This window comes from Microbacterium sp. PAMC21962 (genome assembly GCF_019443465.1).
GTDB lineage: Bacteria > Actinomycetota > Actinomycetes > Actinomycetales > Microbacteriaceae > Microbacterium > Microbacterium hominis.
Window position 1 is genome coordinate 802,854 of the sequence record NZ_CP080381.1, and the last position, 12,237, is coordinate 815,090.

13 protein-coding genes are annotated in these 12,237 nt (G+C 70.6%); 2 read left to right on the forward strand and 11 right to left on the reverse strand.

Annotated elements, in window-relative coordinates:
• Positions 1-47 precede the first annotated feature (47 nt).
• From KY498_RS03860 to KY498_RS03900, 9 genes are all read right to left on the reverse strand, one after another.
• The gene (locus KY498_RS03860) at positions 48-419 is read right to left on the reverse strand and encodes a bacitracin resistance protein (protein WP_191008474.1); all 372 of its coding nucleotides are present in this window, start codon (positions 417-419) and stop codon (positions 48-50) included.
• A complete protein-coding gene (locus KY498_RS03865; protein WP_191008473.1) occupies positions 416-952 on the reverse strand; it encodes a DNA polymerase III subunit gamma/tau in 537 nt (178 codons plus the stop codon). Before KY498_RS03865 ends, KY498_RS03860 begins: the two co-directional genes overlap by 4 nt.
• The gene (locus KY498_RS03870; RefSeq protein WP_061781832.1) at positions 949-1,674 is read right to left on the reverse strand and encodes a copper homeostasis protein CutC; all 726 of its coding nucleotides are present in this window, start codon (positions 1,672-1,674) and stop codon (positions 949-951) included. The genes KY498_RS03865 and KY498_RS03870 overlap by 4 nt, the downstream gene beginning before the upstream one ends.
• A gap of 106 nt (positions 1,675-1,780) precedes the next feature.
• Complete coding sequence (gene ilvC, locus KY498_RS03875; protein WP_060958421.1) at positions 1,781-2,806, reverse strand: ketol-acid reductoisomerase; 1,026 nt, start codon at positions 2,804-2,806, stop codon at positions 1,781-1,783.
• A 71-nt stretch (positions 2,807-2,877) separates the two neighbouring features.
• Complete coding sequence (gene ilvN / locus KY498_RS03880) at positions 2,878-3,387, reverse strand: acetolactate synthase small subunit (RefSeq protein ID WP_036290481.1); 510 nt, start codon at positions 3,385-3,387, stop codon at positions 2,878-2,880.
• 1 nt (position 3,388) lies between these two features.
• Positions 3,389-5,188, reverse strand: a complete 1,800-nt coding sequence (locus tag KY498_RS03885) for an acetolactate synthase large subunit (RefSeq protein WP_191008472.1) — start codon at positions 5,186-5,188, stop codon at positions 3,389-3,391.
• A 59-nt stretch (positions 5,189-5,247) separates the two neighbouring features.
• Complete coding sequence (gene ilvD / locus KY498_RS03890) at positions 5,248-6,954, reverse strand: dihydroxy-acid dehydratase (RefSeq protein WP_060958419.1); 1,707 nt, start codon at positions 6,952-6,954, stop codon at positions 5,248-5,250.
• Between the two features lie 9 nt (positions 6,955-6,963).
• Complete coding sequence (gene otsB, locus KY498_RS03895) at positions 6,964-7,746, reverse strand: trehalose-phosphatase (RefSeq protein ID WP_191008471.1); 783 nt, start codon at positions 7,744-7,746, stop codon at positions 6,964-6,966.
• Complete coding sequence (locus KY498_RS03900) at positions 7,743-9,161, reverse strand: trehalose-6-phosphate synthase (RefSeq protein ID WP_060958417.1); 1,419 nt, start codon at positions 9,159-9,161, stop codon at positions 7,743-7,745. The genes otsB and KY498_RS03900 overlap by 4 nt, the downstream gene beginning before the upstream one ends.
• Before the next feature lie 43 nt (positions 9,162-9,204).
• On the opposite strand from KY498_RS03900, the gene KY498_RS03905 reads away from it, so the two are divergent.
• Entirely contained in the window at positions 9,205-9,459 is a 255-nt protein-coding gene (locus KY498_RS03905; RefSeq protein ID WP_060958416.1) for a hypothetical protein, read from the forward strand.
• A 42-nt stretch (positions 9,460-9,501) separates the two neighbouring features.
• On the opposite strand, the gene KY498_RS03910 is transcribed toward KY498_RS03905, so the two are convergent.
• Positions 9,502-9,942 carry a GNAT family N-acetyltransferase gene (locus tag KY498_RS03910; RefSeq protein WP_060958415.1) on the reverse strand — a complete coding sequence of 147 codons (441 nt, stop codon included), beginning with the start codon at positions 9,940-9,942 and terminating at the stop codon, positions 9,502-9,504.
• A gap of 74 nt (positions 9,943-10,016) precedes the next feature.
• The gene (locus tag KY498_RS03915; protein ID WP_223848915.1) at positions 10,017-11,525 is read right to left on the reverse strand and encodes an MFS transporter; all 1,509 of its coding nucleotides are present in this window, start codon (positions 11,523-11,525) and stop codon (positions 10,017-10,019) included.
• Between the two features lie 81 nt (positions 11,526-11,606).
• Here KY498_RS03915 and KY498_RS03920 point away from each other — a divergent pair, with 81 nt between their 5' ends.
• Positions 11,607-12,233 (forward strand): TetR/AcrR family transcriptional regulator, encoded by a 627-nt coding sequence (locus KY498_RS03920; RefSeq protein ID WP_191008469.1) that lies wholly within the window; start codon positions 11,607-11,609, stop codon positions 12,231-12,233.
• Positions 12,234-12,237: the final 4 nt, after the last annotated feature.

Sequence of the window (12,237 nt, forward strand, 5' to 3'; positions counted from 1 at the left end):
CGTGCCGCCCTGCCCCCGACCGTGTGACGGCCGGGAAAACCCGGCTCTCAGCCGATCATCGATGTGCCGGAGGGCCCGACGCTGTAGGTCAGGATGTTCAACCAGAACACCGCGACGACGCACAGCCCGGTGACGAGCACGAGCGAGAACTGCCACCACGGACGCCGCCAGCCCACGGCGAAGGCGACGCCGAACGCGACGAGCGGGAAGACCACCGACAGCAGCAGGACGAACCAGCCGTAGCCGTTGAGCGGCTGTGCGCCGGATGCCGCCTGGACGAGGAAGTCCGCGGCGTTCCAGACGAAGTACGCGTAGAAGAGCCCGAAGAGCACCGAGATCGTCACGATCAGCCAGGTCGGCAGCGCGCGCCGCTTCCCTGCGGCCACGGGGGTCGTCGCGGAGGACGTGTCCGGGGTCATCGTCCCACCGCCCCGACCAGGATGAAGGGCCACGGCACGAGGAGCGCGAGTCCGCCGAGCAGGAGCAGCACGCGGACCCAGGCCTTGGCGAGCCGGGTGAGCACGAACACCGTCAGGAACCACAGCGCGGGCGCCGCGACGGCGAGCCAGAACGCGACCGTGTACCCGACGGGGCTGACCAGGAACTGGGCGGTGCCCTGCAGCCGCAGTCCGCCGATGATCCAGCCGATCGTGAAGAGGAGGTAGGCGCCGGCGAGGATGCCGACCGTCACCAGCATCGCGTTCGACAGCTGTGCGGGCTCGTCGGGCATGGTGACCGTGCCGTCGGCCTCGATGCGGCCGACCTCCGCGCTCCCCTTCCCCACGGCCGTGTAGCCGTCGGGGAGGGCGAGGGGCTCCGCCGCGGGCTCATCGTCCTCGATCGGCGCGCCGTCCGCGACCGCCGTGTCGGCGCCGGGCCGGTGGCCGACATCGAGCGTGGGGTCGTCGTCGCCGTCCCAGCTGAGGGCGTCGTCGTCGCGTGGTGTGCTCACGCTTCGAGCGTAGCGCCGACCGCGGCCACCGCCGCCGCCACGACCGCCGCGTCGGTGACGTCGTGGCCGCTCGTGCCGCCGCCGGGCCCGGCGGGCGTGTCGCGGCCGGCGACGGCTCGCGCCGACAGATGCACGGCGTCGACGCCGGTCGCCACGATGGCCGGGATGTCGGGCACGCGGATGCCGCCGCCGGCCATGATCTCCACGCCCGCCCCGAGTGCGACGAAGCGGCGCAGCGCGCCGACCCCGTCGATGGAACGGTCGGCCCCGCCCGAGGTGAGAACCCGGTCGACGCCCAGCTCGGCGAGGCGCTCGAGCACCGCGAGCGGATCCGCGGACGCGTCGATCGCCCGGTGGAAGACGAGCGTGAGGTCGCCGGCGGCCTCACGCCAGCGACGCAGCGCCTCCGCGTCGACCGCGCCGGCGGCCGTCAGCGCACCGACGACGACGCCCCCGGCGCCCGCACGCGCGACCGCGGCGATGTCGGCGGCGACCAGGGCGACCTCCTCGGCGTCGTAGACGAACCCGCCGCCGCGAGGGCGCACCAGCACATTGACCGGCTCTCCCCCGACGCCGGCCACCGCGGCCTCGACGAGTCCGATCGAGGGTGTCAGGCCGCCGACGCCCAGCGCCTGGCACAGTTCGAGACGGGAGGCTCCGGCATCCATCGCGGCGCGGGAGCCCGCGGCATCCTGCACGGCGATCTCGACGGCGACGGTCATGACCGCCACGCTAGCAAAAGCGAAGGCCCGACCCCCTTGTGAGGGGGCCGGGCCCGTGTGGCTTTCGCAAGCCTGCTCGGCGGGTGTGCCGAGGGTCTGGACGGGATCAGCGCGCGGCGGATCCCTCGGTGTAGTCGGCGTCCTGCTGCTTCCACGCGAACAGGGCACGCAGGTCCTTGCCGACGGCCTCGATCGGGTGGGCGGCGGCCTTCGCGCGCAGCTCCTGGAACTCGGGCGCACCGGCGTCCTGGTCGCCGATGAAGCGCTCCGCGAACGCCCCGGACTGGATGTCGGCGAGCACGCCCTGCATGTTCTCCTTGACGCGCGGGTCGATGACGCGCGGGCCCGAGACGTAGTCGCCGTACTCGGCCGTGTCGGAGACCGACCAGCGCTGCTTCGCGATGCCGCCCTCCCACATGAGGTCGACGATGAGCTTCAGCTCGTGCAGCACCTCGAAGTAGGCGATCTGCGGCTGGTAGCCGGCCTCGGTCAGCGTCTCGAAGCCGTACTGGACGAGCTGCGAGACACCGCCGCACAGCACCGCCTGCTCGCCGAAGAGGTCGGTCTCGGTCTCCTCGGTGAAGGTCGTCTTGATGACGCCGGCACGGGTGCCGCCGATGGCCTTCGCGTACGAGAGCGCGGTCTCCCAGGCGTGACCCGACGCGTCGCGCTCGACGGCGATGATGTCGGGGATGCCGCGACCGGCGACGAACTCGCGACGCACCGTGTGTCCCGGCGCCTTCGGGGCGACGAGGATGACGTCGACGCCCTCGGGCGCGTCGATGTAGCCGAAGCGGATGTTGAAGCCGTGGGCGAAGGCGAGCGTCTTGCCGGCGGCGAGGTTCGGCTGGATGCTGTCGCGGTAGATGCCTCGCTGGTGCTGGTCGGGCGCGAGGATCATGATCAGGTCGGCCCAGGCCGCCGCGTCGGCGACGCTCTTGACCTCGAAGCCGTCCTCCTGCGCCTTCGCGATGGACTTCGAGCCGTCCTTGAGCGCGATGACGACCTCGACGCCCGAGTCGCGGAGGTTCTGCGCGTGCGCGTGCCCCTGCGAGCCGTAGCCGACGATCGCGACCTTCTTGCTCTGGATGATGGACAGGTCGGCGTCGGAGTCGTAGAAGATCTCAGCCATGGTGTGTGTTTCTCCTTGGTTTCTTTCCGGTCGTTGAGCGGGCGCAGCACGTCGAGGCGCCCGCGAGAGGTTCAGCCGCGCAGGACGCGTTCGGTGATGGACTTGCCGCCGCGGCCGATCGCGAGCAGACCCGACTGGGCGAGCTCCTTGATGCCGAACGGCTCGAGCGCGCGCAGGATCGCGTCGATCTTGCCGCGATCGCCGGTCACCTCGACGACCAGCGCATCGGTCGCGTAGTCGACGACCGAGGCGCGGAAGAGGTTCACGACCTCGATCACGTTGGAGCGCGTCTGGTTGTCGGCGCGCACCTTGATGAGCATGTGCTCGCGCTGCACGGATGCCGCGGGCTCCAGCTCGACGATCTTGATGACGTTGATCAGCTTGTTGAGCTGCTTGGTCACCTGCTCCAGCGGCAGCTCCTCGACGTCGACGACGACCGTGATGCGGGACAGGCCCGGCACCTCGGTGACGCCCACCGCGAGGGACTCGATGTTGAACCCACGACGGGCGAACAGCCCCGCGACGCGGGTCAGCAGGCCCGGCTTGTTCTCCACCAGAAGGCTCAGGACATGACGGCTCATCTCAGTCCTCCTGATCGAAGCTCGGGGCGTGGTCGCGCGCGTACTGGATGTAGCTGTTGCTGACGCCCTGCGGCACCATCGGCCACACCATCGCGTCGGCGGAGACGACGAAGTCGATCACGACCGGGCGGTCGTTGGTCTCCAGCGCCGTCTGGATGGCGGCATCCACGTCTTCCTCCTTCTCCACGCGGATCGCGAGGCACCCGTAGGCCTCCGCGAGCTTCACGAAGTCGGGGATGCGGATGCTGCCGTGGCCCGTGTTGAGGTTGGTGTTGGAGTAGCGGCCGTCGTAGAACAGCGTCTGCCACTGGCGCACCATGCCGAGGCTCGAGTTGTTGATGATCGCGACCTTGATCGGGATGTTGTTGATCGCGCAGGTGGCGAGCTCCTGATTGGTCATCTGGAAGCAGCCGTCGCCGTCGATCGCCCACACGACGCGGTCGGGTTCGGCGACCTTGGCCCCCATGGCGGCGGGGACGGAGTACCCCATCGTGCCGGCGCCACCGGAGTTGAGCCACGCGTTGGGGCGCTCGTACGTGATGAACTGCGCGGCCCACATCTGGTGCTGGCCCACGCCCGCCGCGTAGACGCCCTCGGGGCCGGTGAGCGCGCCGATGCGGGAGATCACGTACTGCGGCGACATCAGTCCGTCGCTCGGCTGCGTGTAGCCGAGGGGGAACTCGTCGCGCAGGCCGTCGAGGTACGACCACCACTCGGCGATGTCGGGCTTCTGCCCCTCCGCCGCCCCGCGGAACGCCGCGTCGAGGTCGACGAGCACGTCGCGCACGTCGCCGACGATCGGCACGTCGGCCGTGCGGATCTTCGAGATCTCGGCGGGATCGATGTCGACGTGCACGACCTGCGCGTTCGGGGCGAACAGCGCCGCCTTGCCGGTGACGCGGTCGTCGAAGCGGGCGCCGAGCGCCACGATGAGGTCGGACTCCTGCAGGGCCAGCACCGCCGGCACCGTGCCGTGCATGCCCGGCATCCCCAGGTGCTGCGGGTGCGAGTCGGGGAACGCGCCGCGCGCCATGAGCGTCGTCACGACCGGGGCGCCGGTCGTCTCGGCGAGGGTGCGCAGCTCGGCGGCCGCCCCGGCGCGGACCACGCCGCCGCCGACGTACAGCACCGGCTTGCGCGCGGTGACGAGGAGCTGGGCCGCGGCCTGGATCTGCTTGCCGTGGGCCTTCGTGACGGGGCGGTATCCGGGCAGCTCGATCTTCGGCGGCCACACGAACGGCGCCTCGGCCTGCTGCGCGTCCTTGGTGATGTCCACCAGCACGGGGCCCGGACGGCCCGTCGAGGCGATCTCGAAGGCGGCCGCGATGGCGCCGGGGATCTCCGACGCATCCTTCACGAGGAAGGAGTGCTTCGTGATCGGCATCGTGATGCCGACGATGTCGGCCTCCTGGAACGCGTCGGTGCCCATCAGGGTCGAGAACACCTGGCCGGTGATCGCGACGATCGGCATCGAGTCCATGTAGGCGTCGGCGATCGCGGTCACCAGGTTGGTGGCGCCCGGACCGCTCGTCGCGATGGCGACGCCGACCTTGCCGGATGCCGCGGCGTAGCCCTCGGCGGCGTGGCCGGCGCCCTGCTCGTGGCGCACGAGGATGTGGCGCAGCGCCGTCGAGTCCATCAGGGGGTCGTAGACGGGGAGGATCGCGCCGCCGGGCAGGCCGAAGACGTCGGTCACTCCGAGGAGCTCGAGCGAGCGGACGACGGCCTGGGCGCCGGTCAGCACCGGTGCGGAGGATCCTCGGGCGGGTGGTCGCGGCACGGCCGCGGTGTCGAGAGACATAGTGGTACCTCGGGTGTCGGATGCGTGTGAGGGCGGCTTCCCGCCCTGGAGTCTCGGCCTCAGCCGGTCGTCGCGCCCTCCGCTGCGGAGCGCACGAGTTTCGAGTACTTGGCCAGAACGCCACGGGTGTAGCGCGGGGGAAGCGGCTCCCAGCCGTCACGGCGGGAGTTCAGCTCTGCGTCGTCGACGAGTAGGTCGAGAGTGCGAGCCGCGATATCGACCCGTATCAGATCACCATCGCGCACGAAGGCGATAGGACCTGCGTCCACCGCTTCGGGTGCTATGTGGCCGATGCACAGGCCGGTTGTGCCGCCTGAGAATCTGCCGTCCGTCAAGAGTAGTACATCTTTTCCGAGCCCCGCGCCCTTGATGGCCGCGGTGATCGCGAGCATCTCCCGCATGCCGGGGCCGCCCTTGGGACCCTCGTAGCGGATGACGATGACGCTGCCGGCCTCGATCTCGCCGGCTTCCAGGGCATCCATCGCGCCGCGCTCGCGCTCGAACACGCGGGCCGGGCCCTCGAACACCGACGCGTCGAAGCCGGCGGTCTTCACGACGGCGCCCTCGGGGGCGAGGGTGCCGTGCAGGATCGTCAGGCCGCCGGTCGCGTGGATCGGGTCGTCGAACGTGTGGATGACGGTGCCGTCGATGGGGTCGGGGTCGAGCTCGCGGAGGTTCTCGGCGAGCGTCTTGCCGGTGACCGTGAGGGCGTCACCGTGCAGCAGTCCCTCGTCGAGCATGGCCTTCATGATGACGGGGATGCCGCCGTGGCGGTCGACGTCGTTCATGACGTACTTCCCGAACGGCTTCATGTCGGCCACGTGCGGGACCCGGTCACCGATGCGGTTGAAGTCGTGCAGGCTGAGCTCCACCTCGGCCTCGCGCGCGATGGCCAGCAGGTGCAGCACGACGTTGGTCGAGCCGCCGAGCGCCATCGCGAGGGCGATCGCGTTCTCGAACGCCTCCTTCGTGAGGATGTCGCGGGTCGTGATGCCCTGGCGCAGGAGGTTGACGACGGCCTCGCCCGAGCGGTGCGCGTAGTAGTCGCGGCGACGGTCGGCGGACGGCGGGGCCGCCGAGCCCGGAAGGCTGAGACCGAGCGCCTCCGCCACCGAGGCCATCGTGTTGGCGGTGTACATGCCGCCGCAGGCGCCCTCGCCCGGGGCGATGGCGCACTCGATGCGCTTGAGGTCCGCTTCGCTCATCTTGCCCGCGAGGCAGGCGCCGACGGCCTCGAAGGAGTCGATGATCGTGACGTCCTTCTCCGTGCCGTCCGACAGCTTCACCCAGCCGGGGGCGATCGAGCCGGCGTAGAGGAAGACGCTCGACAGGTCGAGGCGAGCGGACGCCATGAGCATGCCCGGGATCGACTTGTCGCAGCCGGCGAGCAACACGGTGCCGTCCAGACGCTCGGCCATGACGACGGTCTCGACCGAGTCGGCGATGACCTCGCGCGAGACGAGCGAGAAGTGCATGCCCTCGTGACCCATCGAGATGCCGTCCGAGACGGAGATGGTCCCGAACTGCAGGGGGTAGCCGCCGCCGGCGTGCACGCCCTCCTTGGCTCCCTGAGCGAGCCGGTCGAGGCTCAGGTTGCAGGGGGTGATCTCGTTCCAGCTGGAGGCGATTCCGATCTGGGGCTTGTCCCAGTCCTCGTCGCCCATGCCGACCGCACGGAGCATGCCGCGGGAGGTGGTCGCCTCGATGCCGTCCGTGACGACACGACTGCGGGGCTTGATGTCGATGGTGGGATCGCTGTCCGGCATCCTCGAAGTCTATTCCCGCAGGGTGTCGCGTTCGCGCGCGAGACCCGACAGCAGCGCCGCCAGTTCGGGGATGCCGTCGACACGCACCGTGGCGGCCGTCGCTCCCCCGCCGACGCGCACACCCACGTCGCCGGGCTCGAGGCTGCGCAGGGCGTCCTCGTCGGTGACGTCGTCGCCGGCGAACAGCACGGCGGTCGCACCGGTGCGCTCTCGCAACCGCGCCACAGCGCCGTCCTTGCCCTCGGTGCGGAACGCGTACTCGAGGATGTCGTGGCCGTCGCGGCGGCGCCAGTCGGGCGCCTCGACGGCCATGAGCCCGGCGATCGCGTCGTGCGCCCGCGCCGCGTGGGCCGGGTCGGCGACCAGCCGTGTGTGCAGCGCGAACCCGAACTGCTTCGGCTCGATCCATGCGCCCTCGGCCTGCGCAGCCAGCGCCTCGGCGCGGCGGCGCAGGTCGTCGCGGAGGGCGAGGAGCGCGGCATCCGCACCGTCGGCGTCGCGATCGTCGTCAGAGGCGGGCCAGTGCTCGGCGCCGTGGGATCCGGCGAGCAGCACCGGCGAGGCGTCGTCGTGCTCCGCGATGATGCGGAGGTCGTGCAGGGTGCGCCCCGAGACGAGGGCGACCGTCGTCGCGGGCGCGCGCACGAGAGCGTCGACCGCGGCGCGGGCGTCCGCGCTCATCCGCGCCGCCATCGGCTCGTCGATCAGCGGCGCGAGGGTGCCGTCGAAGTCGAGCGCCACCAGCAGACGCTCGGTCCGCGCGAGCGCGGCGACGGCCGGAGCGAGGCTCACGACCGTGCCTTCACGGCGTCGAGGTCGGTGAGGAAACGACGTGACCAGTCCGCGACGTCGTGATCCCGCACGCGGCGGCGGAGTCCTCGCATCCGCCGCGCCTGTTCGGCGGGCTGCATGTCGATCGCGGTCATGATCGCGTCCTTGAGGCCGTCGATGTCGTGGGGGTTGACCTTCACCGCCTGGGCGAGTTCGTCCGCCGCGCCGGTGAACTCGCTCAGCACGAGCACGCCGCGACTGTCGACCCGGCTGGCGACGTACTCCTTCGCGACGAGGTTCATCCCGTCGCGCAGCGCCGTGACGAGCATGACGTCGGCGGCCAGGTAGAGCGCGACCATCTCCTCGCGCGGATACGAGTGGTGCAGGTATCTGATCGCGGTGTGCCCCACCGTGTCGTAGTCGCCGTTGATACGCCCGACGGTGAGCTCGATCTCGTCGCGCAGCTGCATGTAGGCGGCCACGCGCTCCCGGCTGGGGCTCGCCACCTGCACGAGCGTGACGTCCTCGACCTCCAGGCGGCCCTCCTCGAGAAGCTCGCCGTAGGCCTTCAGCCGGTGGCCGATGCCCTTGGTGTAGTCGAGGCGGTCGACGCCGAAGAGCACCGTCTGCGGATTGCCGAGGCTCTCCCGGATCTCCTTCGCGCGCGCCTGCACCTCGGGCCGGCGCGCGATCTCGTCGTAGAGCTGCGCGTCGATGGAGATCGGATACGCCTTCGCGACCGCGGTGCGCACCGAGCCGTCGTCGGCCACGATGCGGATGGTGCCGGACTTGGTCTCGAAGCCGAGCTGGCGACGGACCGCGTTCGTGAAGTTGCCGGCATCCTGCACCCGCTGGAAGCCGATGACGTCGGCGCCCAGAAGTCCCGACAGCACGTGTCTGCGCCACGGCAGCTGGGCGAACAGGCCGTATGCCGGGAACGGAATGTGGTGGAAGTAGCCGATCACGACGTCGGGGCGCAGCGCGCGCAGCAGGCGCGGGACCAGCTGGAGCTGGTAGTCCTGCACCCACACGATGGCGCCCGGGGCGGCGACGGATGCCGCGGCCTCGGCGAACCGCTCGTTGACGCGGACGTAGGCCTCCCACCACTCGCGATGGTAGGCCGGCGGCGAGATGACGTCGTGGTACAGCGGCCAGATGGTGTCGTTGGAGAAGCCCTCGTAGTAGAGCTCGACGTCCTCATCGGTGAGGGTCACCGGGACCAGCTCCATGCCGTCGAGCTCGAACGGCTCGAGCTCCAGCCCCGCGGTCCCGGGCCACCCGACCCACGCACCCCCGGTCTGCTGCAGCACCGGCTCGAGCGCGGCGACGAGGCCTCCGGGCGAGCGCCGCCACCCGCCCTCGACGCTCGGGTCGTGGTCTACGGGCAAACGGTTCGACACGACGATCACGTCGGCCTTGGACTTCCGGTCGCTCACGCGGCTCCTCTCGGCAGGCGTGGGTCCAGGCTAACGTGGTCCCATGCGCAAGTACCTGTTCGGGACCGGGATCATCTCCGCCGTCACCAGCGGCCTCGCCCTGCTGCGCGGCCTCCGTGGCGACGTGCCCTTCACGTGGCGGCAGGCTCTCGCGTGGCTGAGTTGGGGCATCACGCTCGCGCTGTCGATCGGCACGATCGTCGACACGTACCGCGCCTCGCGCGGAAAGCTCGTGGCGACCGACTCGCCGCTGCGGGGCAGCGAGGAGAAGCTCCTCGCCAAGCGCCTCTCCCGCTGACGGCGGGCCCCCTCTGCGCGTCCGCGGCCGACGGATGCCGGGTCAGAGCGCGATCTGGTAGTGCACGAAGCCGGTGTCCTCGGCGACGCGGTCGTACAGGGTGCGCGCCGTCGCGTTGCCGCTCTGGGTGAGCCAGTAGACCTTCGCCGCCCCCTCGATCTGCGCGCGGTCGCGTACGTGGGCGATGAGCGCACGCCCGACGCCGCCGCCACGGACATCCGGCGAGACGAACAGGTCCTCGAGGTAGCAGTACGCACCGATGCTCCAGGTGGACGGGTGGAAGAGCCAGTGCACGAGGCCGACGGCACGTCCGTCGTCGTCGCGCGCGATCGCCCCGCGCAGCGCCCCGCCCTCCACGAGCCGGCGGAAGACGTCCGCGGTGACCTCGTCGGTCAGCTCACTCTCGTAGAACGTGAGGTAACCGGCCCAGAGGGCGGCCCACTCGTCATGGTCGGCGGCGGTCAGCGCTGCGATGGTCACCATCCGGTGAGACTATCGCGACGACGCGCGCCGCCCGGCGTCGCGAGGCGACGTCCGGACGGCGCGCGACGGCCGCCTCAGTGGGCGAGCACCGGCTCGGATGCCGCGTCGGGCGCCGGGGCGCCGGCATCCCCCGCCGCAGCGGCGCCCTTGCGTCGGAAGGCCACCGCGGAGATGAGCGCACCGAGGCCGAATGCCCCCGCACCCCACCAGTACGCCGTCGCGTAGCTGTGGATGGCCGCGTCCGCGAGCACGTCCGGCGTCACGGGCGTGTGCGCGGCGACGAAGTCCGCCGCGGCGGTGGCGGCGAGGGTGTTCAGCAGTGCCGTGCCGATCGAGCCGCCCACCTGCTGCGAGGTGTTGACCATCGCGGAGGCGACGCCGGCGAACTCGCGGTCGACGCCGAGGGTGGCCGTCTGGATCGACGGCGGCATGATCGATCCCATGCCGAGCCCCAGCAGCATCAGGGCCGGCAGCACGTTCGCGGCGTACACGCTGGAGCGATCCAGGAACGTGAGCAGCACCATGCCCGACATGGCCAGCAGCATGCCGATCGGAACCATCGTCTTCGGACCGAACCGCGGCAGGAAGATGTTCGTCGACAGCTGCGCGCTGAGCACCAGCATCGCGATCATCGGGAGGAACGACAGCCCGGTCTGGATCGGGGAGTAGCCGAGCGTGGTCTGGAGGTAGTAGGTCACGAACAGGAAGATCCCGAACATCCCCGCACCGGCGATGAGGATCGAGCTGTACGCGGCCGCCCGGTTGCGGTCGAGGACGATACGCAGAGGCAGCAGCGGATGCGCGGACCGGCGCTGCCACAGGACGAAGGCGACGAGCAGCACGCCCGACGCGGTGAGCATGCCCCACGTCAGCGGCGCGTCCCAGCCGTCGGTCTCCGCGTGGGCGAATCCGTAGACCAGGGCGAAGAGGGCACCGGACACCAGCACCGTCCCCGGCACGTCGAGCTTCGGACGCGGTCCCGTCCGCGGGATCGTGTGCACGAAGAAGATCGCGCCGATCACGGCGACCACCGCGATGACGTCGTTGATGTAGAGGTTCCAGCGCCAGCTCAGGTCCTCCGTCAGGATGCCGCCGAGCAGGAGCCCGATGGCGCCGCCGGCACCGGCGATCGCGCCGAAGACGCCGAAGGCGCGACCGCGCTCCTTGGGATCGGTGAAGGTCGTGGTGAGCACTGCGAGCGCCGTCGGCGCCAACAGTGCACCGAAGGCGCCCTGCAGCGCCCGGGCGAAGACGAGGAGTCCGAAGGTGTCGGCCATGCCGCCGAGGGCGGAGGCGAGCGCGAAGCCGAGGAGTCCGATGATGAAGGCGCGTTTGCGTCCGATGAGATCCGACAGGCGGCCGCCGAGCAGGAGCAGGGAGCCGAAGGCCAGGGAGTAGGCCGTGATGATCCACTGCCGGTCGCCGTCGGAGAACTGCAGGTCGGCCTGCGCGGCGGGCAAGGCGATGTTCACGACGGTCGCGTCGAGCACGACCATCAGCTGGGCCAGCGCGACGACGGCGAGCGTCAGCCAGCGCCGGCTGGAGTGCGCCGCCGCAGCGGCTTCGGGTGAGGGTGAGGTCATGCGGGAGACTCTATACGACACTCGCCAGTTCCGAAACCAAATAGTTCCTGAACACGACGGTTCCTGAACTACACTGTTCTCATGACTGACACCACCCTCAGCGCCGAGGACGTCGACCCCGCCCCCAAACTCGGGCGCAAGCGCGATCACTCGCGGGATCCGGAGATCCTCGCCGCAGCGCTCGACATCCTCGCCGAGAAGGGCTACGAGCGCATGACGGTCGACATGGTCGCCGCGCGTGCGCGCGCCGGCAAGGCGACCCTCTATCGACGCTGGCCGTCGAAGGCCGAGCTCGTGATCGATGCGGTGGCCTGCATGAAGAGCGCCTCCCCCGCCGATCTCCCCGACACGGGCTCGCTGCGCGGCGACCTCGTCGCCAACATCAAGGCTCCCGTGATGAAGGACGGTGAGCGCAAGCTCCGGATCATGGCCGGGATGGTCTCCCTCATGTCGGAGTCTCCCGAGTTCGCCGACGCCGCGCGCGCGGTCATCGTCGAGCCCCGTTCCGCCGCGCTGCGCGTGCTCATCCAGCGCGCGATCGAACGCGGTGAGGTCGCGCCCGACGTCGATGTCGCCCTCGTGGCGCAGGTGATCCCGGCCATGACGGCGTACAAGACCCTCATGCTCGGCACCGCCGTCGACCGCGACTACATCATGGCCCTGGTCGACGACATCCTCCTGCCTGCACTCGGGCTGCGCCCCGCCTGACCCG

Coding starts and splice junctions, on each gene's coding strand:
- KY498_RS03860 (WP_191008474.1), bottom strand. CDS start 419: ATGACCCCGGACACGTCCTCCGCGACGACCCCCGTGGCCGCAGGGAAG.
- KY498_RS03870 (WP_061781832.1), bottom strand. CDS start 1,674: ATGACCGTCGCCGTCGAGATCGCCGTGCAGGATGCCGCGGGCTCCCGC.
- ilvC (WP_060958421.1), bottom strand. CDS start 2,806: ATGGCTGAGATCTTCTACGACTCCGACGCCGACCTGTCCATCATCCAG.
- ilvN (WP_036290481.1), bottom strand. CDS start 3,387: ATGAGCCGTCATGTCCTGAGCCTTCTGGTGGAGAACAAGCCGGGCCTG.
- KY498_RS03885 (WP_191008472.1), bottom strand. CDS start 5,188: ATGTCTCTCGACACCGCGGCCGTGCCGCGACCACCCGCCCGAGGATCC.
- ilvD (WP_060958419.1), bottom strand. CDS start 6,954: ATGCCGGACAGCGATCCCACCATCGACATCAAGCCCCGCAGTCGTGTC.
- KY498_RS03905 (WP_060958416.1), top strand. CDS start 9,205: ATGCGCAAGTACCTGTTCGGGACCGGGATCATCTCCGCCGTCACCAGC.
- KY498_RS03910 (WP_060958415.1), bottom strand. CDS start 9,942: ATGGTGACCATCGCAGCGCTGACCGCCGCCGACCATGACGAGTGGGCC.
- KY498_RS03915 (WP_223848915.1), bottom strand. CDS start 11,525: ATGACCTCACCCTCACCCGAAGCCGCTGCGGCGGCGCACTCCAGCCGG.
- KY498_RS03920 (WP_191008469.1), top strand. CDS start 11,607: ATGACTGACACCACCCTCAGCGCCGAGGACGTCGACCCCGCCCCCAAA.